At 65.1% G+C, this 25,736-nt stretch carries 24 protein-coding genes; 13 read left to right on the forward strand and 11 right to left on the reverse strand.

Features of this window, described 5'->3' with window-relative positions; all coding sequences use genetic code 11:
* Positions 1-9: 9 nt before the first annotated feature.
* The gene (locus AC1DQR_RS23700) at positions 10-411 is read right to left on the reverse strand and encodes a hypothetical protein (RefSeq protein ID WP_477133892.1); all 402 of its coding nucleotides are present in this window, start codon (positions 409-411) and stop codon (positions 10-12) included.
* A 210-nt stretch (positions 412-621) separates the two neighbouring features.
* Between AC1DQR_RS23700 and AC1DQR_RS23705 the strand changes: the two genes are divergently transcribed.
* Positions 622-1,128, forward strand: coding sequence for a DUF1993 domain-containing protein (locus AC1DQR_RS23705; protein ID WP_416048714.1), 507 nt, complete (start codon positions 622-624; stop codon positions 1,126-1,128).
* A gap of 69 nt (positions 1,129-1,197) precedes the next feature.
* Here AC1DQR_RS23705 and AC1DQR_RS23710 read toward each other — a convergent pair whose 3' ends face one another.
* Positions 1,198-2,409 carry an MFS transporter gene (locus tag AC1DQR_RS23710; protein ID WP_416048713.1) on the reverse strand — a complete coding sequence of 404 codons (1,212 nt, stop codon included), beginning with the start codon at positions 2,407-2,409 and terminating at the stop codon, positions 1,198-1,200.
* 105 nt (positions 2,410-2,514) lie between these two features.
* Between AC1DQR_RS23710 and AC1DQR_RS23715 the strand changes: the two genes are divergently transcribed.
* The 6 genes from AC1DQR_RS23715 to AC1DQR_RS23740 all read left to right on the forward strand — a co-directional run bounded on the left by AC1DQR_RS23715 (position 2,515) and on the right by AC1DQR_RS23740 (position 8,363).
* Entirely contained in the window at positions 2,515-3,420 is a 906-nt protein-coding gene (locus AC1DQR_RS23715; protein WP_477133893.1) for a LysR substrate-binding domain-containing protein, read from the forward strand.
* A 239-nt stretch (positions 3,421-3,659) separates the two neighbouring features.
* Positions 3,660-4,307 carry a 7-carboxy-7-deazaguanine synthase gene (queE, locus tag AC1DQR_RS23720; RefSeq protein WP_416048711.1) on the forward strand — a complete coding sequence of 216 codons (648 nt, stop codon included), beginning with the start codon at positions 3,660-3,662 and terminating at the stop codon, positions 4,305-4,307.
* Between the two features lie 58 nt (positions 4,308-4,365).
* On the forward strand, positions 4,366-4,842 hold the full coding sequence (queD, locus tag AC1DQR_RS23725) for a 6-carboxytetrahydropterin synthase QueD (protein WP_006159634.1): 477 nt from the start codon (positions 4,366-4,368) through the stop codon (positions 4,840-4,842).
* Positions 4,843-4,864: 22 nt separating this feature from the next.
* Complete coding sequence (tadA, locus tag AC1DQR_RS23730; protein WP_477133894.1) at positions 4,865-5,551, forward strand: tRNA adenosine(34) deaminase TadA; 687 nt, start codon at positions 4,865-4,867, stop codon at positions 5,549-5,551.
* Complete coding sequence (ldcA, locus tag AC1DQR_RS23735; protein WP_416048709.1) at positions 5,548-6,522, forward strand: muramoyltetrapeptide carboxypeptidase; 975 nt, start codon at positions 5,548-5,550, stop codon at positions 6,520-6,522. Before tadA ends, ldcA begins: the two co-directional genes overlap by 4 nt.
* A 230-nt stretch (positions 6,523-6,752) precedes the next feature.
* Positions 6,753-8,363: an ABC-F family ATPase gene (locus tag AC1DQR_RS23740; RefSeq protein WP_043346757.1), complete on the forward strand. Its 1,611-nt coding sequence runs from the start codon at positions 6,753-6,755 to the stop codon at positions 8,361-8,363.
* A gap of 83 nt (positions 8,364-8,446) precedes the next feature.
* Here the strand turns inward: AC1DQR_RS23740 and AC1DQR_RS23745 are convergent, their stop codons facing one another.
* On the reverse strand, positions 8,447-9,058 hold the full coding sequence (locus AC1DQR_RS23745) for a hypothetical protein (protein WP_416048708.1): 612 nt from the start codon (positions 9,056-9,058) through the stop codon (positions 8,447-8,449).
* A gap of 204 nt (positions 9,059-9,262) precedes the next feature.
* Between AC1DQR_RS23745 and AC1DQR_RS23750 the strand changes: the two genes are divergently transcribed.
* The 3 genes from AC1DQR_RS23750 (at position 9,263) to AC1DQR_RS23760 (ending at position 14,111) form a co-directional block, all read left to right on the forward strand.
* Positions 9,263-10,696 (forward strand): aldehyde dehydrogenase family protein, encoded by a 1,434-nt coding sequence (locus AC1DQR_RS23750; RefSeq protein ID WP_416048707.1) that lies wholly within the window; start codon positions 9,263-9,265, stop codon positions 10,694-10,696.
* A gap of 236 nt (positions 10,697-10,932) precedes the next feature.
* Positions 10,933-13,395: a penicillin acylase family protein gene (locus AC1DQR_RS23755; protein WP_416048706.1), complete on the forward strand. Its 2,463-nt coding sequence runs from the start codon at positions 10,933-10,935 to the stop codon at positions 13,393-13,395.
* A 2-nt stretch (positions 13,396-13,397) separates the two neighbouring features.
* Entirely contained in the window at positions 13,398-14,111 is a 714-nt protein-coding gene (locus AC1DQR_RS23760; protein WP_416048705.1) for an MOSC domain-containing protein, read from the forward strand.
* Between the two features lie 46 nt (positions 14,112-14,157).
* Here AC1DQR_RS23760 and AC1DQR_RS23765 read toward each other — a convergent pair whose 3' ends face one another.
* The 4 genes from AC1DQR_RS23765 to AC1DQR_RS23780 all read right to left on the reverse strand — a co-directional run bounded on the left by AC1DQR_RS23765 (position 14,158) and on the right by AC1DQR_RS23780 (position 18,172).
* Entirely contained in the window at positions 14,158-14,460 is a 303-nt protein-coding gene (locus tag AC1DQR_RS23765; protein WP_416048704.1) for a DUF1289 domain-containing protein, read from the reverse strand.
* Between the two features lie 135 nt (positions 14,461-14,595).
* Complete coding sequence (locus AC1DQR_RS23770) at positions 14,596-15,684, reverse strand: porin (protein WP_416048703.1); 1,089 nt, start codon at positions 15,682-15,684, stop codon at positions 14,596-14,598.
* A 201-nt stretch (positions 15,685-15,885) separates the two neighbouring features.
* A complete protein-coding gene (locus tag AC1DQR_RS23775) occupies positions 15,886-17,184 on the reverse strand; it encodes an MFS transporter (RefSeq protein WP_416050492.1) in 1,299 nt (432 codons plus the stop codon).
* A gap of 169 nt (positions 17,185-17,353) precedes the next feature.
* Positions 17,354-18,172, reverse strand: coding sequence for an NAD-dependent epimerase/dehydratase family protein (locus AC1DQR_RS23780; protein ID WP_416048702.1), 819 nt, complete (start codon positions 18,170-18,172; stop codon positions 17,354-17,356).
* Positions 18,173-18,535: 363 nt separating this feature from the next.
* Here AC1DQR_RS23780 and AC1DQR_RS23785 point away from each other — a divergent pair, with 363 nt between their 5' ends.
* Positions 18,536-19,243, forward strand: a complete 708-nt coding sequence (locus AC1DQR_RS23785) for a FadR/GntR family transcriptional regulator (RefSeq protein ID WP_309407070.1) — start codon at positions 18,536-18,538, stop codon at positions 19,241-19,243.
* A gap of 267 nt (positions 19,244-19,510) precedes the next feature.
* On the opposite strand, the gene AC1DQR_RS23790 is transcribed toward AC1DQR_RS23785, so the two are convergent.
* On the reverse strand, positions 19,511-20,113 hold the full coding sequence (locus AC1DQR_RS23790; protein WP_416048701.1) for a TetR/AcrR family transcriptional regulator: 603 nt from the start codon (positions 20,111-20,113) through the stop codon (positions 19,511-19,513).
* A 120-nt stretch (positions 20,114-20,233) separates the two neighbouring features.
* Here AC1DQR_RS23790 and AC1DQR_RS23795 point away from each other — a divergent pair, with 120 nt between their 5' ends.
* Together AC1DQR_RS23795 and AC1DQR_RS23800 are read left to right on the forward strand one after the other, a co-directional pair.
* A complete protein-coding gene (locus AC1DQR_RS23795) occupies positions 20,234-20,671 on the forward strand; it encodes a PaaI family thioesterase (RefSeq protein ID WP_477133895.1) in 438 nt (145 codons plus the stop codon).
* 37 nt (positions 20,672-20,708) lie between these two features.
* Positions 20,709-21,200 (forward strand): PaaI family thioesterase, encoded by a 492-nt coding sequence (locus tag AC1DQR_RS23800; protein ID WP_416048699.1) that lies wholly within the window; start codon positions 20,709-20,711, stop codon positions 21,198-21,200.
* Positions 21,201-21,575: 375 nt separating this feature from the next.
* Here the strand turns inward: AC1DQR_RS23800 and prpF are convergent, their stop codons facing one another.
* The 3 genes from prpF to AC1DQR_RS23815 form a co-directional block, all read right to left on the reverse strand.
* Positions 21,576-22,766, reverse strand: coding sequence for a 2-methylaconitate cis-trans isomerase PrpF (gene prpF / locus AC1DQR_RS23805; protein ID WP_477133896.1), 1,191 nt, complete (start codon positions 22,764-22,766; stop codon positions 21,576-21,578).
* Between the two features lie 82 nt (positions 22,767-22,848).
* Positions 22,849-25,446 (reverse strand): Fe/S-dependent 2-methylisocitrate dehydratase AcnD, encoded by a 2,598-nt coding sequence (acnD, locus tag AC1DQR_RS23810; RefSeq protein ID WP_477133897.1) that lies wholly within the window; start codon positions 25,444-25,446, stop codon positions 22,849-22,851.
* A 110-nt stretch (positions 25,447-25,556) separates the two neighbouring features.
* The coding region (locus AC1DQR_RS23815; protein ID WP_477133898.1) for a citrate/2-methylcitrate synthase at positions 25,557-25,736 on the reverse strand (180 nt) is incomplete at its 5' end.

Consider the following 25,736-nt stretch of genomic DNA (forward strand, 5'->3'; position numbering starts at 1 on the left):
GAAGAGGCCTCAGGCGCCGCCCAGCAAGTCGTGCGCATTCAGGATCGCGTACGCTATATCCGGCTTTGTCTCGAGGCAACGGCGTATCGCTGTGGGAATCGCCTGCTTGGTCTTGCGGCACAACCCGGTCTGCTCTTCCACCTGGATGCTGATGCCGCGCACCGTGCGCACTTCGTGGATGCTGGGTGTGATCGTCAGCACGATGCCCAGTTGCGCATGCATGCGCTTTTCCATGTCCTTGAGCTCGGCGAGGCTCGACAGGCTCTCCAGGCGGGCGATCAGTCGCTTTTCCTCTTCCCGGGTCAGCCTCAGGATCCGCATGTCGGATTGCGGGTCGTCCAGCAGCGCTTCGCGACCGCATGTGCAGGCGCCTGGCGGACACTCCTTGCGAATCGGAAAGGGGACGTTCATGTCGTCGAGGCGATGTGCGCTTCATCCGGAGGGGAGGGGATATCTTAAATCAAGAGTCCCGCTGGGCGCTGGCCCTTGCCGGGATAGAACCGGCCGGCCGGCGAGAAACCGCCGGAAGGTTTATCCTCGCCGTGTCGCGCAACCTGCCGCGGCGCAATTCGCGCGCCGGCGGGATGCCGCGTCTGGCAATCACCATCCAAGGACACCCCCATGTCGCTCTCGATGTATGAAGTATCGATCCCGGCCTTTATCCGGGCTTTCGGCAGCTTGTCGGCCATCCTGGACAAGGGCGCCGCATTCGCGCAGGCGCAGGGCATGGACCCGGCCGACCTGATCCAGACCCGCCTGGTAGCGGACATGGACCCGCTGCCGGCACAGGTGCAGCGCGCCAGCGACAGCGCAAAGGGTTGCGCGGCGCGGCTGGCTGGCATCGAGATGCCGTCCTTTGCGGACACCGAAACCACCTTTCCGGAACTGCAGGAGCGCATCGCCAGAACGGTGGCCTTCCTGAACACCATCCAGCCCGCCCAGTTCGAGGGCAGCGAAACGCGCACCATCGAGCTCAAGCTGCGCCCCGAGCCCGTCACGTTCGATGGCAAGTCCTACTTGCTGGGCTTTGTGCTGCCGAACTTTTATTTTCACGTGACCACGGCTTACGACATCCTGCGCCACAAGGGCGTGCCGGTGGGCAAGCGCGACTACCTCGGCCTGTCCTGATCGCGAGGGCGGCCTTTGCCGGCCGCCCCTGCCGCGCCTCCATGCTGGAACAGGCGTGATGCGCCGGGGTCAGGCCCTGGTGGCGGCCAGCTTGCGCTCGCTCTTGGGGTGTTGCTCCAGCCGGTCCAATTGGTCCAGCCGCCCGCTCAACACGGTCAGGCCAAGCGCCGCCAGTACCACCAGCGCGCCAATCCACGGCGTATGCATCAGGCCCATATGGGTCACGATCAGTCCGCCCGCCCAGGCCGCGCCGGCAATGCCCAGGTTGAACGCGGCGATATTGAGGCCCGATGCCACATCGACGGCACCCGGCGCATAGCGCTCCGCCTGCTTGACCACATAGACCTGCAGCGCAGGCACATTGCCGAAGGCGACGGCGCCCCAGGCCAGCACGGTCACCACCACCAGCCAGCGGTGCGGCGCGGTGAAGGTCAGCGAAAACAGCACGATGGACAGCAGCAGGAACACGATCTTGAGCGCGGCAATGGGGCCGTGGCGGTCGGCCAGGCGGCCGCCCCAGATGTTGCCCGCGGCGACCGATACGCCGTACACCAGCATCACCAGCCCGACCGCGCCGGCGCTGAAGCCCGATACGTCCTGCAGGATGGGGGCGAGGAAGGTGAATGGGATGAACGAGCCGCCATAGCCGATTGCGGTCTTGGCGTAGACCAGCAGCAGGCGCGGTTCGGCCAGCACCTTGGCCTGTTGCAGCAGCGAGGCGGGGGCGCCATGGCGGATGTTGGCCGGGACAAACATCAGGCTGCCGACAAAGGCGACCAGGCCGAGCGCCGACACCGCGAGAAAGGTCTCGCGCCAGCCGAAATGCTGGCCGATAAAGGTGCCCAGCGGCACGCCGGTGACGAGCGCCACGGTCAGGCCGGTGAACATGATGGCGATGGCGCTCGCGGCCTTTTCCTTCGGCACCAGGCTGGTGGCGATGGTGGAGCCGATCGAGAAGAACACCCCGTGGGCCAGGCCGGTCAGGATACGCGCCAGGATCAGCGATTCGTAGCCGGGCGCCTTCCACGCCAGCAGGTTGCCCAGCGTGAACAGGGCCATCAGCGACAGCAGCAGCGCCTTGCGCGGCAGGCGGCCGGTGAGGGCGGTCAGCACCGGGGCGCCGATGGCCACGCCGAGCGCATAGAGGCTGACCAGCAGGCCGGCCGATGGCAGGGTGATGTGCAGATCGGCGGCGATGGTGGGGATCAGGCCGACGATGACGAATTCGGTGGTCCCGATGGCAAACGCGCTGATGGTCAGCGCGAACAGGGCAATGGGCATGGTGGGCTCCAGGAGCGTCCGGAATTAGGATGGACGCAGTTTGCCGCTGTCTTTCTTGCTGATTAAGTGGGTGATCTGGATAAGATATTTGATTAGTATTCAACAATGAAGATCACACTCGAAGAACTGCAGGCCTTTGCCACCGTCGTGGACAGCGGCTCCATCACGGCTGCGGCCGAGCAACTGGGGCAAACCGTCTCCGGCATCAGCCGTGCGCTGAGCCGCCTGGAAGACAAGGTGGGCACCACGCTGCTGCACCGGACCACGCGCCGGCTCGCGCTGAGCGAGGAGGGCGAGGCACTGCTGGCCCACGCGCGCGCGATCCTGGCTTCCGTGGACCTGGCGGAGGAACAGATGGCCGTGCGCCGCCAGCGGCCGGCGGGACGGCTGCGGGTCAACGCGGCATCCCCGTTCATGCTGCACGTGATCGTGCCGCTGATCGGGGAATTCCGCCGGGCGTATCCGGAAATCGAGCTGGAGCTCAATACCAACGACCAGATCATCGACCTGCTCGAACATCGTACCGATGTGGCGATCCGTATCGGCACGCTGCGCGACTCCACCCTGCATGCGCGTGCGTTGGCCAGCAGCCGTGTGCGCGTGCTGGCCAGCCCAGCCTATCTCAAGGCGCGGGGCCGCCCGGAAAGCGTGGCGGACCTTGCCGGCCACAGCCTGATTGGCTTCAACCAGCCCGAATCGCTCAATCGCTGGCCCTTGCGCGGCGCCGTGGGCGAAGAGGTGCAGATCACGCCGCATCTGTCGGCATCGAGCGGCGAAACCCTGCGCCAGCTGGCACTGGCGGGCGAGGGCCTGGTCTGCCTGTCGGACTTCATGACCGAGGCGGACCGGCGCCGCGGCGACCTGGTGCAGGTGCTGATGGCGCACACCATTGACGAGCGTCAGTCGATCAACGCGGTTTACTACCTCAACACCCAGCTTTCGGCGCGCATCGCCAGCTTCCTGGATTTTGTCGGTGGCAAGCTGCGTGAGGCGGCTTGGGCGCAACTTTAGGCCGGCGCGGGCCATGGACAGCGCCTGAGCATGGCCTTGGCAATAGGGGAAATCGAGGAGGCGGCTGGAGCGGATTGCGCTCCTGTGCGAAAATAGCGCGTTCGCCGCAGTTTCCTGGCCAATAGTCGCCACTCGTCGCCAGTTGCCCGCCCGGCATTCGCCGCGCGCCGTGCACCGACTGCCTCACTGCACCACCCACAGCACTACCTATAAAAGCTACCAGAGCTTTACCAGCCAGCATGACTTACGCCGTCAAGGAAATCTTCTACACACTGCAGGGCGAAGGCGCCAACGCGGGCCGCGCAGCCGTGTTCTGCCGCTTCTCCGGATGCAATCTCTGGAGCGGGCGCGAAGAAGACCGTGCCAGCGCGGTCTGCCAGTTCTGCGACACCGACTTCGTTGGCACCGATGGCACCGAGGGCGGCAAGTACCGCACCGCCGAGGCGCTCGCCGACAAGGTGGCGGCCCAGTGGCCGCAGGCCGTGGATAGCAGCGCCGCCGGGCGTCCGCTGGTGGTCTGCACGGGCGGCGAGCCGCTGCTGCAGCTGGATGCGCCGCTGATCGACGCGCTGCATGCGCGCGGCTTCGAGATCGCCATCGAGACCAATGGCACATTGCCGGTGCCCGAGGGCATCGACTGGGTTTGCGTGAGTCCCAAGATGGGTTCCGAACTGGTGGTCAGGCGCGGCGACGAACTCAAGGTGGTGATCCCGCAGGATGGCCAGGATTTCGCCGCATACGAGCACCTTGATTTCCGCTATTTCCTGGTGCAGGCCATGGATGGCCCGCTGGCACGGCAAAATACCGCGCTGGCGGTGGAGTTCTGCCAGCGCCGTCCGCTCTGGCGCCTTTCGCTGCAGACCCACAAGCTGCTCGGCATCCGGTAGGCAAATCGCGCAAATCGCGCCGGTACGCACCGGCACACCTCGGCACCCATTGGCCCACATGAACAAGCAAGTTTCCATTACCCGCCGGCTGGAGTTCGACTCCGGCCACCGCATTCCCAACCATGGCGGCCAGTGCCGCAACATCCATGGCCACCGCTATCGCCTGGACCTGACGCTGTCGGGCGAGGTGCTGCATCGCGCCGGCGCCTCGGATGAGGGCATGATCCTGGACTTCAGCGATATCAAGGCGCTGGCCACGGAACACCTGGTGTCCAAGTGGGACCACGCCTTCCTGATCCATCGCGGCGATACCGCGCTGCTGAACTTCCTGCAGACCATGGACGGGCACAAGACGGTGGTGCTCGATGCCATCCCGACCGTGGAGAACCTGGCCCAGATCGCCTTCGACATGCTTGCCCCGGTGTTCAAGGATTGCTTCGGGCACCAGTTGCAGCTCACCCGCCTGGTGCTGTTCGAGACCCCGAACTGCTGGGCCGAGGTCAGCGCTGCCTTCAGCCTGCCGGCGCAGGACTGACTCGCCGCACGATGCAGCCGCGATGACCGAGCCGACCCTCCCGCCCGAGGCCAGCCTGGCGAGCCCGGATCTGTCCATGGATCTGGCGCTTGCGCGCGACCGCCGCTATATGCAGGCCGCGCTCGACGAAGCGCGCCTGGCCGAAGCCGCCGGCGAAGTCCCGGTGGGCGCGGTCGTGGTGTGGAACGACACCATCATCGCGCGCGGCCACAACCTGCCGATCCGCTCGGTCGATCCTTCCGCGCACGCTGAAATGCAGGCGCTGCGCGCCGCTGCCCGCGTGATCGGCAACTACCGCATGCCGGAGTGCGAGCTGTACGTGACGCTGGAACCCTGCGTGATGTGCAGCGGCGCGATCCTGCATGCGCGGATTCGCCACGTGGTGTTTGGCGCCACCGATCCCAAGACCGGCGCCGCGGGCAGTGTGCTGAACCTGTTCGAGCAGGCGCAGCTCAATCACCAGACCACCATTGCCGGCGGCGTGATGGCCGACGCGTGCTCGCGCATGCTGAAGGACTTCTTCGGCGGCAGGCGCCGGGCCCAGAAGGCCGCGCAGAAAGCGGCGCAAGAAGCCGCACAAGAAGCCGCACAAGAAGCGGCGCAGATTGTGGGGGCAAGCGATGCGCCTGCCTGCGCGCATTGCGCCGCTGCCGCGCCTGTTGCCTCCACCGACACCGACACCGACCCAAGCCAGAACCCCGACGCATGAGCCAGCCCACGCCTACGCCCACGCCAGCCACCGAAGTCCGCCTGATCGCGTCTTCCGGCTATCCGCACGACGTCGCCATCGCCGCGCGCGGCTGCGCCTGGCTCAAGGGGCAGGGCTTTCATGTTGGCAACCCGGATGTGCTGGCGCGCCGCTACCTGCGCTTTGGCGGCAGCGATGCCGAACGGCTGGCCGACCTGCATGCCATCGGCACCGGCGCGCCGCACGAGCTGACGCTGGCTGTGCGCGGCGGTTACGGTATTGCACGGCTGCTGGAGCAGGTGGACTTTGCCCGCATCGCCGAGCAGGCGCGCGCGAGCCAGACGCCCATCGTCGGCCACAGCGATTTCACGGCCTTCCAGCTGGCGTACCTGGCGGCCACCGGCGGCGTCACCTTTGCCGGCCCGATGCTGCTGGCGGATTTTGGCGCGGACGTGGTCGACCCGTTCATGTGGCAGCACTTCAACGGCGTGCTGCGCGATCCGGCGTACACCATCGACGTGGATGCGCCGCAAGCTGGCGGTCAGCCTTTCACGGGCGCGTTGTCGGGCACGCTGTGGGGCGGCAACATGGCGATGCTGTGCAGCTTGCTGGGTACGCCGTTCATGCCGGCGGTGCAGGGCGGCATCCTGTTCCTGGAAGACGTCAACGAGCCGCCTTACCGGGTCGAGCGCATGCTGCTGCAGCTGGACCAGGCTGGCGTGCTTGGCGCGCAGCGCGCGATCCTGCTGGGCGACTTTTCCAATTACCGCGTGACGGATTACGACAACGGCTATGACCTGCCTGCCGTGGTGGCGTACATGCAGGAGCGCCTGTCGGTGCCGGTCCTCACCGGCCTGCCGTTCGGCCACTGCCCGCGCAAGTTGACCCTGCCGGTGGGCGGGCAGGCGCAGTTGAGTGCACGTGCGGATGGATTTTCGCTGTCGCTGTCGGGTTACCCGGTGTTGAAAGCGGCGCCTTGCGCCCACATCTGAGGCTTATCGCTTCGTTCCTTTGCCCGCCAGTGGTAAAATCGCGGGTTGTTTCCCGAATTCCCTGCCCGGGCCTCGCGCCAACGCGCCACCAGGTTGCCATGCCTGGCTTTGCGCCGTCCACGCAGCTAAGCAAATCAAGCGATTAGCCATTTGCATAGCCATCAGCAGGGCGGCAGCCCGAGGCAAGCGCGGCAAGTCCCGCGCCTCATCATCCATACAAGGTCCCAGACGTGCTTTCTACCGCAAACATCACCATGCAGTTCGGCCCCAAGCCGTTGTTCGAGAATATCTCGGTCAAGTTCGGCGAGGGCAACCGCTACGGCTTGATCGGCGCGAACGGTTGCGGCAAGTCCACCTTCATGAAGATCCTCGGCGGGGATCTCGAGCAGTCCGCCGGCACCGTCATGCTGGAGCCGGGCGTGCGCCTGGGCAAGCTGCGCCAGGACCAGTTCGCCTATGAAGACATGCGCGTGCTGGACGTGGTCATGATGGGCCACACCGAGATGTGGGCCGCCGCCGCCGAGCGCGACGCCATCTATGCCAACCCCGAAGCCACCGACGAAGACTACATGAAGGCGGCCGAGCTGGAGGCCAAGTATGCCGAGTACGACGGCTACACGGCCGAGGCGCGCGCCGGCGAATTGCTGCTGGGCGTGGGCATCCCCACCGACCAGCACCAGGGCACCATGAGCAACGTGGCGCCGGGCTGGAAGCTGCGCGTGCTGCTGGCACAGGCCCTGTTCTCGAACCCGGACGTGCTGCTGCTCGACGAGCCGACCAATAACCTCGACATCAATACGATCCGCTGGCTGGAAGAAGTGCTCAACGAGCGCAATTCCACCATGATCATCATCTCCCACGATCGCCACTTCCTGAACTCCGTGTGCACGCACATGGCCGACATGGACTACGGCACGCTCAAGGTCTACCCGGGCAACTACGACGACTACATGGAAGCCTCCATGCAGGCGCGTGAGCGCCAGCTGGCGGCCAATACGCGCGCCAAGGAGCGCATTGGCGAGTTGCAGGACTTCGTGCGCCGCTTTTCGGCCAACAAGTCCAAGGCCCGCCAGGCTACCTCGCGCCTGAAGCAGATCGACAAGATCAAGGTAGAGGACATCAAGCCGTCGTCGCGCCAGAACCCGTTCATCCGCTTCGAGTTCGACAAGAAGCTGCACAACCTGGCCGTGGAAGCCGAGGGCGTGACCAAGACCTACGATCGCAAGGTCATCAACAACCTGTCGATCGCGATCCAGGCCGGCGAGCGCGTGGCCATCATTGGCGAAAACGGCGCCGGCAAGACCACCTTGCTGCGCAGCCTGCTGGGCAGCACCGTCAAGGGCGGCGTGGAAGTCGATCGCGGCACCATCAAGTGGGCCGAGAACGCCAATGTCGGCTATATGCCGCAGGACACCTTCGAGGAATTCCCGGTCGACCGCGACCTGATCGACTGGATGAGCCAGTGGACCCAGGCCGGCGACGACGACCAGTCGCTGCGTGGCACCATGGGCCGCCTGCTGTTCTCGGCCGACGACATCAAGAAGTCGGTCAAGGTGCTGTCCGGCGGCGAGAAGGGCCGCATGATCTGGGGCAAGCTGATGCTGGGCCGCCACAATGTGCTGGCGCTCGACGAGCCGACCAACCACATGGACATGGAATCCATCGAATCGCTGCAGATCGCGCTGGACAAATTCACCGGCACGCTGGTCTTCGTCTCGCACGACCGCGTGTTCGTCAGCGGCCTGGCCACGCGCGTGATCGAAGTGCGCAACGACGGCACGCTAACCGACTACCTGGGTACGTATGACGAGTACCTGGAGTCGCAGGGTATCGACGGCTAAGCAGCAAGCGTCAGCCGAGCCAACAAGAAGGGCCGCCATGTGCGGCCCTTCTTGTTTTTGTGGCCGGGATCCATTGCGGCCACTCAGGCCGATGCATGCCCGTCGTCGCGCACCATCTTGTCGAGCTGGTCGATGATGGCGCTGGCCGTAATCTCCCCTTTGGCCTTGTGCAGGGCGCTGTATAGCGGGCCGCGCAGCGCCGCCAGTTCCGCCGGGCTGCCGGCCTTTTCCACCTTGACTTGCAGCAGGTAGCCGCGCAGGCCCAGGTGATGGCCGATGACATCCGTATAGAAGTGATAAAGCTGCTGGTAAGTGCCGCCCGTGGGTTGCGGGGAAGCAGGCGCAGGCAAGGCGTCGTCCCATGACGGCACATTGGCACCACGCATGCTGTGCATGGAGAGCAGGCTGTCGGCCTTGGCGTCGCCATGGCGATCCCCGCTGGCGGGCGGGTTTGCGGGGCTGGTAGCCGCCGCAGGCTGTGGCGCATTCTCCGCGCGGATCAGACCGGCAGCCAGCAGGGCGTCAATGCTCTCCGGCCCCACGCCCATGCCGCCGGTCTGTGCCAGCAGCGCGCTGCGCCGGCGCTCGCCATTGACGATCAGCAGCAAGGCGCGCAGCTTATGGTCCAGTTTGCGCGCGCGCGTGCGGATTTCATCCTGGCCTTGCTCGGTCTTATGAAAAACCGGGTCGGACATGTCTCGCTCCATTGTTATAGGCCGAGCAGCACAGTGTGGTATACCGCACTTTGCGTCATGCGGCTCGCCGGCCGATTATCGCCACGTTGTTTGGGCTGCTGGCGCGCTGCAAAAAAACGAGTCGCCAAAGCGCACTACAATGTGATGCACCATAAAAGTAACAAAATTTGCACCCGCCTATTCACCCAACTGAAAACTGTGGCCATGCAACAACGAGACAAACTCTTTATCAACGGTAAGTGGGTTGCCCCGCACGGTACCGGCCTGATCAACGTCATCCACTCCACGACCGAAGCCGTCATGGGCCGTATCCCCGAAGGCCACGCACGCGACGCCGAGGAGGCTATCCAGGCAGCGCGAGCCGCCTTCGACAGCTGGTCGGCCACGCCGCCCAGCGTGCGCGCGGACTATATCCGCAAGATTGCGGAGGGCCTGAAGGCGCGCAGCGAAGAACTGGCGCAACTGATCGCCGGCGAAGTCGGCATGCCGATCAAGATGGCGCGCGCGATTCAGGTGGGCGGCCCGGTCTACAACTGGGCACAGGCCGCCAAGCTGCTCGAGACCTTCGCGTTCGAGGAAGAAGTCGGCAATTCCCTGGTGGTTCGGGAGCCGGTGGGCGTGGTCGCGGCCATTACGCCGTGGAACTACCCGCTCAACCAGATCACGCTGAAAGTGGCGCCGGCGCTGGCCGCGGGCTGCACGGTGGTGCTTAAGCCGTCGGAAGTGGCGCCGCTCAATGCCTTCGTGCTGGCAGAGGTGATCGAAGCCGCCGGGCTGCCGCCGGGCGTATTCAATCTGGTCACCGGCTACGGTCCGGTGGTGGGCGAGGTACTGGCCAGCCACCCGGAAGTCGACATGGTGTCGTTCACGGGTTCCACGCGCGCCGGCAAGCGGGTGTCCGAACTCGGCGCGCAGAGCGTCAAGCGCGTGGCGCTGGAGCTGGGCGGCAAGTCCGCTTCGGTGATTCTGGACGACGCGGACCTGGCTGCCGCGGTCAAGGGTACCGTGGGCGCCTGTTTCCTCAACTCCGGGCAGACCTGCTCGGCGCATACCCGCATGCTGGTGCCGCGCGCGCGCTACGACGAGGTCAAGGCCATTGCCAGGAAGGTGGTCGAGGGCTATACCGTGGGCGACCCGTTGCTGGAAACCAGCCGCCTTGGCCCGCTGATTTCAGCCGCGCAGAAGGACCGCGTGACCGGCTATATCCAGCGCGGCATCAACGAGGGCGCCGAGCTGGTTGCAGGCGGCCCCGAGGCGCCCGAAGGGCTGGACAAGGGCTTCTTCGTCAAGCCGACGGTGCTGGGCAATGTCGATCCCAAGGCCACGGTGGCGCAGGAAGAGATCTTCGGCCCGGTGCTGTCGATCATCTGCTATGACACCGAGGAAGATGCCGTGCGCATCGCCAACGACAGCATCTACGGGCTGGGCGGCGGCGTGTGGTCGGGCGACGAGGCGCGCGCCATCCGCGTGGCGCGCCGGATCCGCACCGGCCAGGTCGACATCAACGGCGGCCCGTTCAACATGCAGGCGCCGTTTGGCGGCTACAAGCAGTCCGGCAACGGGCGCGAGGCCGGCAAGTACGGGCTTGAGGAATTCCTCGAGTACAAGTCGCTGCAGATGAAGAAGCCGGCTGCCTGAGGCCGGCGGCTCGCGAGGAAAAATGCCCGGCTGGTCCGGGCATTTTTCATGGGTGGGTTTGCTGGCTCGATTCACGTTGGCTGCAGGCATGATTCGGCGATAATGCCGAGTGCCATTGGCTGGCAAGCTGGACTGAACGCGGGACTGAACGCGGACCTGCGGACGGGGCAAGAGGCATGGGACCAAAAACATAAATAAAAGCGCGGGCGCGACACGCCACGCGGGGAGAGGGATCGATGCGTTGGTTGAAACGGCTGACCTGGCTGGTATTGACGCTGGCGGTGCTGCTGCTGGTCTGCGCGTTTGGCGCTTATGTCTGGTATCGGCAGGCATCGCAGCCGCAGACCGCGGGCACGCTGAAGTTGCCCGGCTTGCGCGAGAGCGTATCGATCGTCCGGGACCGCCATGCCGTGCCGCATATCAAGGCGGCCAATGCACAGGATGCCTACTTTGCGCTCGGCTTCGTCCATGCGCAGGATCGGCTGTGGCAGTTGCAGATGAGCAAGCGCATCGTGTCCGGCCGGCTGGCGGAAATCCTGGGGCCGAGCGCGCTGGATACCGACCGTTTCCTGCGTACCCTGGGCGTGTGGCGCAATGCCGAAGCCATCCTGGCCCAATCCTCCGCCGAGACCCGGGCCATGTTGCAGGCCTATGCCGATGGCGTGAATGCCTATATCGATGGCCGAAAGGGGCCGTTGCCGCCGGAGTTCCTGATCTTGCGTACCCAGCCCGAGCGCTGGGAGCCGGCCGATACGCTGGCCTGGCAGACCATGATGGCGTGGGACCTGGGCGGCAACTGGACCCAGGAGACGTTGCGCATGCGGCTCGCGCAGGTGCTGCCCGTGTCGCGCATCAACGAGCTGCTGGCGCCTTATCCTGGCGAACGGCCGCTGCGCACCATGGACTACGGTAATCTCTACCGGCACCTGGCGCCGCTGGCCACGGCCATGGCGCGTGTCGAGCAGCAGGCGCCGGCAGGCTATGTGGAGGGCATGGGCTCGAACAACTGGGTGGTGTCGGGCGCCCATACCCGTTCGGGCAAGCCGCTGCTGGCCAATGATCCGCACCTCGGGCTGCAGGCGCCGGCGCTGTGGTACTTCGCCCAGATGCAGGCTCCCGGGCTGGATGTCACGGGCGCCACGCTGCCCGGCATGCCGGCGGTGGTGCTCGGGCATAACCAGCGCATCGCCTGGGGCTTCACCAATACCGCGCCGGACGTGCAGGATCTCTATATCGAGCGCTTGCAGCCTGGCAGCACGCAGCGTTACCAGACGCCGGACGGCTGGGCTGAGTTCGTCACGCGCACCGAGACCATCCACGTCAAGGGCGCGTCCGACGTGACGCTGATCGTGCGCGAGACGCGCCACGGCCCGGTGATCTCGGATGCGGCCGAGCCGGTGGCGACCGCTGCGGCCCCGCTCGGGGCGCAGTACGTGGTGGCTTTCCAGTGGACCGCGCTGCGTGCCGATGACCGGACCGTGCAGGCCGGGCTGGCGCTGAACCGCGCCACCGACTGGGCCAGCTTCCTGGCGGCGCTGCGCGATTTCCATTCGCCGCAGCAGAACATCGTCTACGCCGATGTCGATGGCAACATCGGCTTTATCGCGCCGGGCCGCGTGCCGCTGCGCCGCGCCGACAATGACCTGAAGGGGTTGGCGCCGGCCCCCGGCTGGGACGCGCGCTACGACTGGAGCGGCTTCATCCCCTTCGAGCAATTGCCGCGCAGCTTCAATCCGCCCGAGGGCGTGATCGCCACCGCCAACCAGAAGATCGTCGAGGACGACTATCCGTATTTCCTGACCAGCGAATGGACCGTGCCGTATCGCTACCAGCGCATCCGCACGCTGATCGACGCCACCGAGCGGCACACCATGGACAGTTTTGGCGCGATCCAGAAAGACACGCTCTCGCTCGCCGTGCGCGATGCCTTGCCGCTGCTGCTGGCATCTCCCATCGCCAGCGACCCGGCGCTACCGGAGCGCGAGCGCGCGCTGATCGCATCGCTGCGCAAATGGGATGGCGATATGCAGCCCAGTCTGTCCGAGCCGCTGGTCGCAACCGCATGGCTGCGCGAGCTGTCGCGCGTGCTGTTCGAGGACAAGGTCGGAGATACGCTGTTCAACCGCCTGTGGGAGCAGCGTAACGTGCAGCAGCCCATGCTCAACGTATTGCGCAATCCGCGGGGGCAAGGCGCGTTCTGGTGCGACGACAGCACGACCCCGGCGCCGGAGAGCTGCGACGATGCCGTTGCCAAAGCCTGGCGCCTCGCCATTGCCGACCTGGACCGGCGCTACGGCGACAAGCCTGAGCGCTGGCGCTGGGGCCAGGCGCATGCGGCCCGCTCCGAGCACAAGCCGTTCGGCAAGCAGCCTTACCTGGCGGGTTTGTTCAACGTCAAGGTACCCAGTGGCGGCGACACCTATACGGTCAACGTAGGGCGCCACAACCTGCGCGACGAGGCGGCGCCGTTCGAGAGCGTGCACGCGGCCAGCCTGCGTGCCATCTACGACCTGTCAGACCTGGCCGAGTCGCGCTTCATGGATTCGACCGGGCAATCGGGCAACGTGACGTCGACCCATTACCGCGACTGGACCGACAAGTGGGCCGCGGTGCAGTACATCACCATGGCGCCGGGCCGCCGCGCGCCGGGCAATGAGGCCTTCGACACGCTGGTGCTGCAACCGGCCAGCAGGCGATGACGATGACGATGACCGAGGTGTCCATTCCCATTGGCTGCGTGTTGCTGGGCACCGTGCGCCCGTTTGGGCCCAAGGGTGTGCCTAGCGGCATCGACAAGCAGGCGGTGGACGGGGCGGTGCGCGTCACCGTGCTGGGTTTGGCCGGGGACGGGCAGGGAGACCCCAGGCACCATGGCGGCCCGGAAAAGGCCATTCACCACTACGCCTTCGATCACTATCCGGCTTGGCGCGAGGAACTCTCGCCGCTATCCACGCAGGCGGCCGAGGTACTGGCACGGCCCGGCGCGTTTGGCGAGAACGTGAGCACCGCTGGCCTGACCGAGGCCGATGTCTGCATTGGCGATCGTTTTCGCCTGGGCGGGGCCTTGGTCGAGGTGTCGCAGGCACGCCAGCCATGCTGGAAGCTGAACCATCGGTTCGGGCACGCCGGCATGGCGCGCGCGGTCCAGCAAAGCCTGCGCACGGGCTGGTACTACCGGGTGCTGGAAGAGGGCGGCCTGGCGCGGGGCGACAGCCTGGTGCTGGTCGAGCGGCCATATCCGGACTGGAGCCTGCAGCGGCTGCTGCACGTGCTCTATGTGGATCGCCTGGATGCGGGCGCCTTGTACGCCATGGCGACGCTGCCGGCACTGGCCGAGAACTGGCGCAAGCTGGCGCGCCAGCGGCTGGAGCGGCGCGAGGTGGAGGATATGGAGCGGCGCCTGGCAGGCGGTTGAGCCTGAGCCTAAGCTTGCCACCGTGGGCGGAAGAGTCGGCCCTGGCTCAGCCCTGGCGGAAGCGCTTGCCTTTGCCCTCGCGCGTGATGCGTTCCCACACGGCCTGCTTTTCCGTGTCGTCCATGAAGACCCAGTTGCTGACTTCCATGGCGCTGCGCCCGCAACCCTGGCAGATCTCGTCGAACAAGGTCGAGCAGATGCCGATGCACGGGCTGTCCGGGCGGTCGAACAGGCTTTCGTCGCCGCGTGGTGCATTCGGCTGTGATTCCGGCTGTGACTCCGGCTGTGACTCCGGCTGCCCGTTGGTTAGCTGGGCGGATTGGCTGGGGTCTTGCGGGTTTGACGGCATGCGGCTGGGTGGCGGGGCGGATGGGCGCTCATTATAAACGGCTGGCTGCGCCGGCCTTGGCTGCCGGTTGATGACGTGGGAGGTCATTGAGCGGCGCCGCCGGCATCGGTCAGGATGCCGGCGTCTCGCACCGGATCAGAACTTGTGGCGAATGCCGAGCGTCGCGCCAAACTGGTTCGCGCCAGCCTGAACGTACGCACTATCGGTCGGGCTGTTGTTGTTGAAGCCGTTCACGCTCAGGTTCGAGTTGCCTTTGTTCTTGACGTAAGACAGGGAAGCGTAAAGGTCGGTGCGCTTGGACAAGGCGTAGTCGGCTGTAGCGACAAAGTCCCACGGGTCGGCACCGCTATTGCGGAAGTCCTGGTAGTACGCGGCGCCCGTCAGCGAGAATGCCGGGGTCAGCTGGTAGGCCAGGCCTGCCCAGTACAGGTTCGACCCGCCGTTGGTGAACTGGCCGCCGGGCAGCGAGGCGCCGTTGTAAGCCTTTGCCCAGCGGTAGCCCAGGAATGCCTTGGCAGCACCCAGCGTGTACGAGCCAGCCGCGGTGGCACGGCGAATCATCTGCGCACTGGCGGCGCCGGTGTTGTTCGCCTGGTCATAAGCCGCGCCCACCGCGAAGGGACCCGCCGCGTAGCTGGCCAGGAAGCTGTATTCGCGGCCGTTGGTGAAGGCTCCCGCCACTTCGTTGCCATTGTTGGTGAAGCTGTAGAGACCGGACACGGTCAGGCCGCCGAACGTGCCGATGTACTTGCCGCTGTTGTCGGCACGCGAGCCAAATTCCGGCGCGGTCGAGGTAATGCCGTAGCGTGTCGAGATCGCCATCGGATCGTAGAGCAGGCCGAAGTCGAAGAACGGGGTCGTGTGGCGGCCCAGGGTGAACGTGCCGTACGGGCTCTGCAGGCCGACATAGGCTGCGCGCCCGAAGAGGCGGCCACCTTGGCCCGACGAGCCGGTGTCGAAGTTCACACCGCTTTCCAGTACAAAGATGCCCTTCAGCCCGCCGCCGATATCCTCGACGCCGCGCATGCCCCAACGCGAGCCGGACTGATTGCCCGAGGTCAACCGATAAGCGTTGCCGCCGGGAGCGCCAGCGGCCGTCGCGGAGGATTTGTTCGTGTATTCGAGGCCGGCATCCGCCACGCCATACAGCGTCACGCTCGACTGAGCATTTGCGCCGCCAGCGGCCAGGGCAGCCATTGTGGCCGCAAGCAATTTCATTCTCATTTCAACGATCTCCTCTAAGGTTCTTGGATTTTTCCAGCACGGCTGGTCCCGTGCCGAAGTCTTTGCACAACCGCGAGCCGCTATCCGTGCGCCGTGCCGATGGGCGTGCATCCGCCAATCGTGGGCAGCACTTCGCCTGGGCCGCGAACGCGCGTGCGTTCGGGCCCGGGAGGCTTGTCGCGGGCTGTGTTTCGTCAGGTGTCAGGAGTGGAGTGCGGGGGAGCCGAGGCTGGCCGCGGCCGCGCCGGGCGCAGCGCGTTCACGCGCCATCAGGAAGACGATGGCGGCGGCGATCAGGTCGAACACTGCCAGCAGGACGAACAGCGGGCTGTAGCCGATATGCGTGACGGCGATGCCGAACAGCAGCGTAAACAGGGTCGCGCCCAGGTAGCCGCTCATGCCGGCCAGGCCGGTGGCTGTCGCCACTTCGTTCTTGCCGAACGCGTCGGACGTGATCGAGTAGAGCGCGCCCGACAAGGTCTGGTGGGCGAAGCCGCCGACGCACAACAGCGCGATGGCGCTGTACGGGCTGTCCACCAGGCCAACACAGGCCGGACCGATCATCGCCAGGCAGCCGACCAGCATGACCAGCTTGCGCGAGGTAAACAGCGACACCTTGAGGTGCTTGTGGAACCACGGGCTGAGATAGCCCCCCAGCACGCAGCCGATGTCGGCGGCAAGGAAGGGCAGCCATGCGAACATCGCAATCTCCTTGATGTTCATATGGCGCTCGGTTGCCATGTAAAGCGGAATCCAGGCGTTGAAGGTTTGCCAGGCCGGCTCCGACAGGAAACGGGGAATCGCGATCGACCAGAAATTCCGGCTGCGCATGATCTCGAGCCAGCTTGCCTTGGCCACGTTGGCATCCTTGTGCTGCGCCTCCTGGCCGGCAAGGATGTACTCGCGTTCCTGGTCCGACAGGCGCTGCTGATTCTTCGGATGCTTGTAGCAGAGCATCCACAGTACGGTCCATGCCACGCCCAGCGCGCCGACGATGATGAAGGCCCGTTGCCAGCCGCCGTTCAGGATTGTCCACACGACCAGCGGCGGGGCGCACAGCGCGCCGATCGACGAGCCGATGTTGAACCAGCCGATGGCGATCGAGCGTTCCTTGGCGGGGAACCATTCCGTCGTTGCCTTTACGCCACCGGGGATGCCGGCGGCTTCGGCCAGGCCAAGCAAGCCGCGAAAGAACGCCAGAGCTTGCCAGCCGGAGGCCAACGCGGCGGCGGCGCATGCCAGCGACCACGCCAGCGCGAAGATGCCAAAGCCGATCTTGGTGCCGATGGCGTCCAGTACCAGGCCGGCGACCGGCTGCATCAAGGCGTAGCAGACCTGCCAGGCCACGACCACATAAGAGTACTGCTGGGTCGTCATATGCAACTCCGACATCATCGTCGGTGCGGCAACGGATAGCGTATTGCGCGCCAGGTAGTTGACGATCAGGCCCATCGTGACCAGGCTGACCATCCACCAGCGCATGCCCTTTATGTGTTTCATCATGTCTCCTTGTATTTATGGATTCGCGGCAAAGCCGTGTGCCGCGCTACGTCGTTCTCGATCCCGGTTGGCCCCAGGGCCAGCCCACGCAGGTCAGGCGGCCAAAGCAAGCGGCCATTGATCCTCGGCGTGGGGCATCGGTTGGAAATCAAGCCTCTTGGCTTACGCGCTACCCGCGTACGCCGCCATGCCGCTGCGCCTCTGGCGTGAAGTCGATGCTCGCGAAACTGCCGCCCTGGTACTGGCGGCCGATGGCATCGAGCGGGTTCGGGGCGGCGAGAACTTCTTCGGCGAAATCTTCGGCATTCTGTTTGGGCTGGTAGTGCAGGCGCGCCGCGCCATCGTTGTTCCAGTAGCTGCGCGTATTGGCGGAGACGCCCCACACGACGAGGAAGCCAAGGTCAGGAACGGTGATGCCCTGCTCGATGAGATGCACGAGATCATCGTGTCCCAGCCAGGTACTCAGATGCCGAAACTCTTGCGGTCTCTCCACGCAGCTGCCGATGCGCACGCAGACGCTCTCGATGCCGTGCTTGTCCCAGTAAAGACGGGCAAGCCCTTCGCCCCACATCTTGCTCAAGCCGTAAAAGCCATCCGGGCGAAACTCGCAGTCGGTCGAGAGTTGCTGGTCCACCGGATACATGCCGATCGCGTGATTGGAGCTGGCGAACACGATGCGGCCGACTTTCTGGCGCCGCGCGCCCTCATAAACCTCGACGAGCGCCCGCAGGTTGTTGTCGATGATCTCCGGCAGGGGGCGCTCGACACTCGTTCCAGCCATGTGAATCAGCACGTCGACACCGTTCAGCAGACGGTCGACCACGGTCGGGTCGCGCAAGTCGCCACGCATTACCTCTTCGCCCTCAGCGACCGGTACGAGCGACTGCGAGTTGCCCGACGAACGCAGGCCATAGCCGCGCGCCAGCAGGGCGGTCCGCAGCACGGTGCCCAACTGCCCACCGGCGCCGCTTAATGCAATCTTGGTCACGATATGAAATCTCCGTCTTGTTTGGTTTGGTTTGGCGTATGGAGCGCTCGCGCTCTGATCCCATGGAGCGTGCCAGCTTAACTGGTCCCGCAATCATTCATGGGACGTCATACAACATGAGTTAATTTTATTTGTCCGACAAGTGCATTTAAAGTAGGACAACTTTCTTAGGATTTCAAAGGCTTGTCAACGACAACGATCGGGAAATCGGGTTTACCCCCCGTCCATAGATGGCTTAATGACCATATTTCAAAAGTGAATTGGCGTGCTGAACTGTTGATGGACCCCACATGCAGTATGTTAGTCTGACAGCTTGCGCAACAACCCTACGCCGGCCAACCGGCGGAGCAGCAGGAGCAAGGTGTGGACGAATTGGTATTGACGGCAACCGACAGCACCAGTCTTTCAGAGCAGGTTTGCAAGCTGATCATCGGAGCGATCCTGCGGGGAGAGTTTTCCGCGGACCAGAAGCTACCGACGGAAGCCGATCTGGCCAGCCGTTATGCGGTATCCCGGACAACCGTGCGGGAGGCGCTGTCGCGCTTGCGATCAGAGGGCATCGTGGTCTCGCGGCGGGGATCCGGAAGCTACATCCAGCGCATGCCGGTACGCGGGCAGCCGGTCACCCCCCAGATATCCAGCATCGCGGACATCGAGCATTACTATGCATTCCGCCTTTGTGTGGAAGTCGGCGTGGCTGAGATTTCAGCGCAGATGCGCACCGATGCGGACATCGACGCTATTCGCGCCGCCTACGCCGCGCTGGACCGCACGCAGGAAAGCGAGACGTCGGGCGTGGAGGAGGATCTGCAGTTGCATCTGGCCATTGCGCGGGCATCTCACAATCCTTTCTTCGTGCCCACGGTCGAGCATGCGCTCGGCCCGATTCGCCAGTGCATGGAACTGGCCCGTAACCTGGGGCAGACGCGCAATCCCACGCGCTTCGAGCAGGTCCAGGCCGAGCATCTGGCGATCATCGAGGCTATTGTGCAGCGGTCGCCGACTCAAGCCTCGATCGCGATGCGCCGGCATATCGAGAATGCCAGGCGTCGAATCTTCGAGGGTGCCTGACTCATCGTCGTGAGCCGGCACGCGTCCTGTCCAGGTGCGGTAGGGCCGTACTGACCATGTTGGGGCGCTCGCTTGCTCAATGTTGTATGGCAACTTTACCTAGGTCCGGCAGCTCAGTTGTCTTTCGTAGGTGCCGTCACGAATCAGGGTGCTTCAGCACCAATCTCAGGTGACGGGCTGATGCAAATGAGGTTCGCGACGCGTTCAATGTTGTAGGACATCAGGTGTCTTCGGCTGGGGGATGGCGTACAGATCGCGCGCGAGGTATCAGCCGGGCTGGCCCTGGGCGATGTTCCGCGGCTCGGCGTCGAGTTGTCGCGCCAGCTCATCCACTGCGCGCCGGATTGGCTGGCCGCTCCTGGCCACCTTGGCAAGCGTCAGTGCCCCTTGCCAGCCGCAGATCACCAGGCCGGCGAGCTCGGTGGCGCGTACCCGTGGGATCCCGCGTGCCGCGAAGGCATCGGCCAGCACGGCTTCCCATGCGGCAAAGGCCGCGTTGCCCGCTGCCGCCACGCCCTCGGCCTCCGGGGCGATTTCCAGCAGGATGGTGGAGATCGGGCAGCCGTCACGATAGTCAGACTGGGCCATCCAGCCGGCCATCAAGACGCCATAGGCCCGCACGATCGCGCCCGGCGAGTCGTGCTCCGCGCATAGCTGCGCGAGCGTCGCACGCACCAGTTCGCCGGCGTACACGATGACTTCCTCGGCGATCTGCTCTTTACCTTTCGGGAAGTAGTGATAGAGCGAGCCCTTTGGCGCGCCGCTCAATGCAACGATGTCATTGGTGCCGCTGGCGGCGTAGCCATACCGGCGAAAGAGCACGGCGGCGGCGCGGATGATCTTGTCCCGATGCTTGGCTTGAGCGGCCATGTGATGAAGTCCTTGGTCGTTGGAGGGGTTGATATCCTGCTGGAATTATATAGACTGGTCTACATTAAAAATAGTGGTTGAGCCATCACAGCCTCAACGATACAACCAGGAGACACCACGATGACCAGCGCCACGGCCGGACATGCCGATCTTCCCGCCGACCTTCCCACCGGCTTCGCGCCGCATTTCCGCCATAGTCCGCTGACCGATCCCTGGGAGCCGCTGTACTCGCGGCGCTCGGACCAGGCCATCGTGCTGGCGGTGAAGCTCGCCCAGGCCCACACCAACGCACGCGGCTTTGCCCATGGCGGGCTGATCACGGCCCTGGCAGACAACGCCATGGGGCTGTCGTGCGGCATGCAATTCGCCGAGCCGCGCAGCCTGGTCACCGTGAACCTGTCGATCGACTTCCTCAACGTCGCAAGGATCGGGCAGTGGCTGATGTTCGAAACGTCATTCACCAAGGTCGGCGGCACGCTGTGCTTTGCCCAGGCTTTCGTCACCGCCGACGGCGTGGCTTGCGCCAGGGCCAACGCGACGTTCCGGGCCATGCAGTGAGTTTTTTCCTTGGATCTTAATCAGGCAGGGTCATGCAATGACAGCAGATACGAGCAGCACCAACGCCACCACTAGCGCGACCACCAGTGGCGCCTATTCGCTGGACATGGTCAAGCGTGTCAACCAGAGCGCCGCCTTCAACCGATGGCTGGGCTTCGAGGTGATCAGCGCGCAGGGCGGGGTGGCGGAGCTGCGCATGGCCTGGCACGATCAAGCCACGCAATATGCGGGATTCCTCCATGCGGGCGTGATCGGCGCCCTGGTCGATACCGCCTGTGGATTCGCGGCCACCACGGTAGGGGGGCCGGTGATGGCTTCCCACTATTCGGTGAACTGCATGGCGCCGGCCGTGGGGCAGGCGTTCGTGGCGCGGGCCAGCGTGACCAAGGCAGGCAAGCGGCAGGTGTTTGCCAGGGCGGAAGTGTTCGCGGAACAGGCCGGTGGCGAGCTTCGGCTGGTGGCCTCGGGCGAGGTCATCTTCGTGCCTGTCGAGCCACAGACCGCCAAGCCACCTGCGCCGCACGATTGAGATCCCTGGCTCGACATCATTAGCGCAATTAACGGCCAGGTATTTGCGCCCTACGACCCAACCGGTGCCGCCTCACGGGATACCGCAATTTGGGCCGCACGCGGCTTCGGCGAGCCAGGCAAGCCTGCAGGGCGAGAGGTAAGGCTTGAATGGAAAATGGCAGTCCGCTCGCTACGCGACCGGACTGCCATTCGAGCGGGGCGGACGGGGCGGGAGACGCTGATCCACTCAGGCGATCGATGCAGATAGTGGCAGCTTCGGGATAGTCCCGGTGGCGGGCGCCGTGGCTGGCACTACGGAGCTACGCAGCTAAGGACATGGCTCACCCGGTCAAGCGCACTCCAGCGTGAAACCCATGCCTCCACGTCGCGTGCCTCAGAACGCGTCGCCGGGCACGCGCACCCATCCTTCCATCAGCACGCGGGCGCTGCGGCTCATGATGGCCTTGGTCACGGTCCATTCGCCATCGACCTGGCTGGCTTCGGCGCCCACCCGCAAGGTGCCCGAGGGATGGCCAAAGCGCACTGCGTTGCGCTCGCCGCCGCCGGCAGCCAGGTTCACCAGCGTGCCGGTGATGGCCGCCGCGGTGCCGATGGCGACCGCGGCCGTGCCCATCATGGCGTGATGCAGCTTGCCCATGGACAAGGCGCGTACGAGCAGGTCGACGTCGCCTGCGGCAACCGGTTTGCCGCTGGAGGCCACGTAGTCGGCCGGCTTGGCGACAAAGGCGACCTTCGGCGTGTGCTGCCGGGTGGCGGCCTCATCGATATGTTTGATCAGGCCCATGCGCACCGCGCCGTGGGCGCGAATGGTCTCGAACATCGCCAGCGCCTTGGGGTCGCCGTTGATGGCGTCCTGCAGCTCGGTGCCTTTGTAGCCGATGGATTCCGCGTTCAGGAAGATGGTCGGAATGCCCGCATTGATCATGGTGGCCTTCAGCGTGCCAACGCCGGGAACCTCGAGATCGTCGACCAGGTTGCCGGTGGGGAACATGGCGCCGCCGGCGCCGTCTTCCTCGGCCGCCGGATCCATGAATTCGAGCTGGACTTCGGCGGCGGGGAAGGTCACGCCGTCCAGCTCGAAGTCACCGGTTTCCTGCACGGCGCCATTGGTGATGGGTACGTGCCCGATGATGGTCTTGCCGATATTGGCCTGCCAGATGCGCACGATGGCCACGCCGTTGTGCGGGATGCGGCTGGGGTCGACCAGGCCGGCACTGATGGCGAAGGGGCCGACGGCGGCGGAGAGGTTGCCGCAGTTGCCGCTCCAGTCGACAAACGGCTGGTCGATGGAGACCTGGCCGAACAGGTAGTCGACGTCGTGATCGGGCTTGCTGCTTTTTGAGAGGATGACGGTCTTGCTGGTGCTGGAGGTAGCGGCACCCATGCCGTCGATCTGCTTGCCATAGGGATCGGGGCTGCCGATGACGCGCATCAGCAGCGCGTCGCGGGCGGCGCCCGGCACCTGCGCGGCTTCGGGCAGATCCTGCAGGCGGAAGAACACGCCTTTGCTGGTCCCGCCACGGATGTAGGTGGCGGGGATCTTGATCTGGGGTACGTGGGCCATGGAAAATTCGTCCTGATGAAAGCGGGCGGTACGTCGCCATACCGCCCGAACACGTTGCTGGTCGATGCGCCCGCGCGCGCGCTTACGCAGCGGCCTTCGACGATTCGAGGAAGTCCTGCGCGAAGCGCTGCAGCACGCCGCCGGCTTCGTAGATCGACACTTCTTCCGCGGTATCGAGGCGGCAGGTCACCGGCACTTCCACGCGCTCGCCGTTCTTGCGATGGATCACCAGGGTGAGCTCGCAGCGCGGCGTGCGTTCGCCGATCACGTCGTAGGTCTCGGTGCCGTCGATGCCCAGCGTGGTGCGGTTGACACCAGGCTTGAACTCCAGCGGCAGCACGCCCATGCCGACCAGGTTGGTGCGGTGGATGCGCTCGAAGCCTTCGGCCRCRATSGCTTCCACGCCGGCCAGGCGCACGCCCTTGGCGGCCCAGTCGCGCGAGGAGCCCTGGCCGTAGTCGGCGCCGGCCACAACGATCAGCGGCTGCTTGCGSKCCATGTAGGTCTCGATGGCTTCCCACATGCGGGTGACCTTGCCCTCCGGCTCGATGCGGGCAAGCGAGCCCGGCTTGACCTTGCCGTCCACCATCACCATTTCGTTCTTCAGGGTGGGGTTGGCAAAGGTGGCGCGCTGCGCCGTCAGGTGGTCGCCGCGGTGGGTCGCGTAGGAGTTGAAGTCYTCCTCCGGCAGGCCCATCTTSGCCAGGTACTCGCCGGCTGCGCTATCGAGCATGATGGCGTTGGACGGCGACAGGTGGTCGGTGGTGATGTTGTCGCCCAGCACGGCCAGGGGCCGCATGCCGGTGAGCGCGCGTTCGCCAGCCAATGCGCCTTCCCAGTAGGGCGGGCGGCGGATGTAGGTGCTCATCTCGCGCCAGTCGTATAGCGGGTTGGCCTTTTCGCCGGTGTCGGCGGTTACGGCGAACATTGGCTCGTAGACCTTGCGGAACTGCGCAGGCTTCACGCTGGCGGCAACCACCGCGTCGATCTCTTCGTCGGACGGCCAGATGTCTTTCAGCGTCACCGGCTTGCCATCGGCGTCGGTGCCCAGCACATCCTTCTCGATATCGAAGCGGATGGTGCCGGCAATGGCGTAGGCCACCACCAGCGGCGGCGAGGCCAGGAAGGCCTGCTTGGCATACGGATGGATGCGGCCGTCGAAGTTGCGGTTGCCGGACAGCACGGCGGTGGCGTACAGGTCGCGGTCCACGACTTCCTTCTGGATCACCGGGTCCAGTGCGCCGGACATGCCGTTGCAGGAGGTGCAGGCATAAGCCACCACGCCAAAGCCCAACTGCTCCAGTTCCGGCAGCAGGTTGGCTTCTTCCAGGTAGAGCGTCACCGCCTTGGAACCCGGCGCCAGCGAGCTCTTCACCCACGGCTTGCGGGTGAGGCCGAGCTTGTTGGCGTTGCGCGCCAGCAGCCCGGCGGCCACCATGTTGCGCGGGTTGTTGGTGTTGGTGCAGCTGGTGACGGCGGCGATGATCACCGCGCCGTCCGGCATCAGGCCGGGCTCGTTCTCGACCTTGCCGCTGATGCCGCGCGCGGCCAGCTCGGAGGTGGGCACGCGCTTGTGCGGATTGGACGGGCCGGCSATGTTGCGCACCACGGTGGACAGGTCGAACCTGAGCACGCGCGGGTACTCGGCATTTTTCAGGCTGTCCGCCCAGAGGCCGGTTTCCTTGGCATACGTTTCCACCAGCTTGACCAGCGCATCGTCGCGGCCGGTGAGCTTGAGGTACTTGATGGTCTGCTCGTCGATGTAGAACATCGCGGCAGTGGAGCCAAACTCCGGCGCCATGTTGGAGATGGTGGCGCGGTCGCCCAGCGTCAGGTGAGTGGTGCCTTCGCCGAAGAATTCAAGGTAGGACGACACGACCTTTTCCTTGCGCAGGAATTCGGTCAGCGCCAGCACGGTGTCCGTCGCGGTGATGCCCGGCTGCGGCTTGCCGGTCAGCTCCACGCCGATGATGTCCGGCAGGCGCATCCAGGAAGCGCGGCCCAGCATCACGCTTTCGGCTTCCAGGCCGCCCACGCCGATGGCGATCACGCCCAGCGCGTCCACCATGGGGGTGTGGGAGTCGGTGCCGACCAGCGTATCGGGGAAGGCCACGCCGTCTTTCACCTGCACCACCGGGCTCATGCGCTCGAGGTTGATCTGGTGCAGGATGCCGTTGCCCGGCGGAATCACGTCGACGTTCTTGAAGGCCTTCTTGGTCCAGTTGATGAAGTCGAAGCGGTCTTCGTTGCGGCGGTCTTCGATGGCGCGGTTCTTCGCGAACGCATCGGGATCGAAACCGCCGCACTCGACGGCCAGCGAGTGGTCCACCACCAGTTGCGTCGGCACGACCGGGTTGACCATGACCGGGTCGCCGCCCTGGGCAGCAATGGCATCGCGCAGCCCGGCGAGATCGACCAGCGCGGTCTGGCCCAGGATGTCATGGCAGACCACGCGCGCCGGGAACCAGGGGAAATCCAGTTCCTGCTTGCGTTCGATGATCTGCTTGAGGGAATCGGTCAGCGTAGCCGGGTCGCAGCGGCGCACGAGGTTCTCGGCCAGCACGCGCGACGTGTACGGCAGCTTGTCATAAGCGCCCGGCTGGATGGCGTCGACCGCGGCACGCGTGTCGAAGAAATCCAGCTGGGTGCCGGGCAGCGGTTTGCGGTTTGCAGTGTTCATTTTTTAGGGACGAAAGAGAGTAATGATCAGGGGGTAGTGGCCCAGCTTTGCGGCCAACTACCCCCTTCTCCCACGGGCGGTACAGGGGAGCAAACCGGCAGCCGGCTAGATTACTTGCGATCCTTGATCGGCACGAACTTGAGGTTTTCCGGCCCGGTGTAGTTGGCGCTGGGGCGGATGATCTTGTTGTCGATGCGTTGCTCGATGRTATGCGCAGCCCAGCCCGAGGTGCGCGCGATCACGAACAGCGGGGTGAACATGGCGGTGGGCACGCCCATCATGTGATAGCT

Source organism: Cupriavidus sp. 05L411 (assembly GCF_056398045.1).

Bases quoted from the DNA above. Each gene is read 5' to 3' on its own strand.
- AC1DQR_RS23800 (WP_416048699.1), top strand. From the start codon at position 20,709: ATGACAGCAGATACGAGCAGCACCAACGCCACCACTAGCGCGACCACC.
- prpF (WP_477133896.1), bottom strand. From the start codon at position 22,766: ATGGCCCACGTACCCCAGATCAAGATCCCCGCCACCTACATCCGTGGC.
- queE (WP_416048711.1), top strand. From the start codon at position 3,660: ATGACTTACGCCGTCAAGGAAATCTTCTACACACTGCAGGGCGAAGGC.
- AC1DQR_RS23790 (WP_416048701.1), bottom strand. From the start codon at position 20,113: ATGGCCGCTCAAGCCAAGCATCGGGACAAGATCATCCGCGCCGCCGCC.
- AC1DQR_RS23755 (WP_416048706.1), top strand. From the start codon at position 10,933: ATGCGTTGGTTGAAACGGCTGACCTGGCTGGTATTGACGCTGGCGGTG.
- AC1DQR_RS23760 (WP_416048705.1), top strand. From the start codon at position 13,398: ATGACGATGACCGAGGTGTCCATTCCCATTGGCTGCGTGTTGCTGGGC.
- AC1DQR_RS23770 (WP_416048703.1), bottom strand. From the start codon at position 15,684: ATGAGAATGAAATTGCTTGCGGCCACAATGGCTGCCCTGGCCGCTGGC.
- AC1DQR_RS23775 (WP_416050492.1), bottom strand. From the start codon at position 17,184: ATGAAACACATAAAGGGCATGCGCTGGTGGATGGTCAGCCTGGTCACG.
- AC1DQR_RS23705 (WP_416048714.1), top strand. From the start codon at position 622: ATGTCGCTCTCGATGTATGAAGTATCGATCCCGGCCTTTATCCGGGCT.
- queD (WP_006159634.1), top strand. From the start codon at position 4,366: ATGAACAAGCAAGTTTCCATTACCCGCCGGCTGGAGTTCGACTCCGGC.
- AC1DQR_RS23765 (WP_416048704.1), bottom strand. From the start codon at position 14,460: ATGCCGTCAAACCCGCAAGACCCCAGCCAATCCGCCCAGCTAACCAAC.
- AC1DQR_RS23710 (WP_416048713.1), bottom strand. From the start codon at position 2,409: ATGCCCATTGCCCTGTTCGCGCTGACCATCAGCGCGTTTGCCATCGGG.
- tadA (WP_477133894.1), top strand. From the start codon at position 4,865: ATGACCGAGCCGACCCTCCCGCCCGAGGCCAGCCTGGCGAGCCCGGAT.
- ldcA (WP_416048709.1), top strand. From the start codon at position 5,548: ATGAGCCAGCCCACGCCTACGCCCACGCCAGCCACCGAAGTCCGCCTG.
- AC1DQR_RS23795 (WP_477133895.1), top strand. From the start codon at position 20,234: ATGACCAGCGCCACGGCCGGACATGCCGATCTTCCCGCCGACCTTCCC.
- AC1DQR_RS23700 (WP_477133892.1), bottom strand. From the start codon at position 411: ATGAACGTCCCCTTTCCGATTCGCAAGGAGTGTCCGCCAGGCGCCTGC.
- AC1DQR_RS23745 (WP_416048708.1), bottom strand. From the start codon at position 9,058: ATGTCCGACCCGGTTTTTCATAAGACCGAGCAAGGCCAGGATGAAATC.
- AC1DQR_RS23750 (WP_416048707.1), top strand. From the start codon at position 9,263: ATGCAACAACGAGACAAACTCTTTATCAACGGTAAGTGGGTTGCCCCG.
- AC1DQR_RS23715 (WP_477133893.1), top strand. From the start codon at position 2,515: ATGAAGATCACACTCGAAGAACTGCAGGCCTTTGCCACCGTCGTGGAC.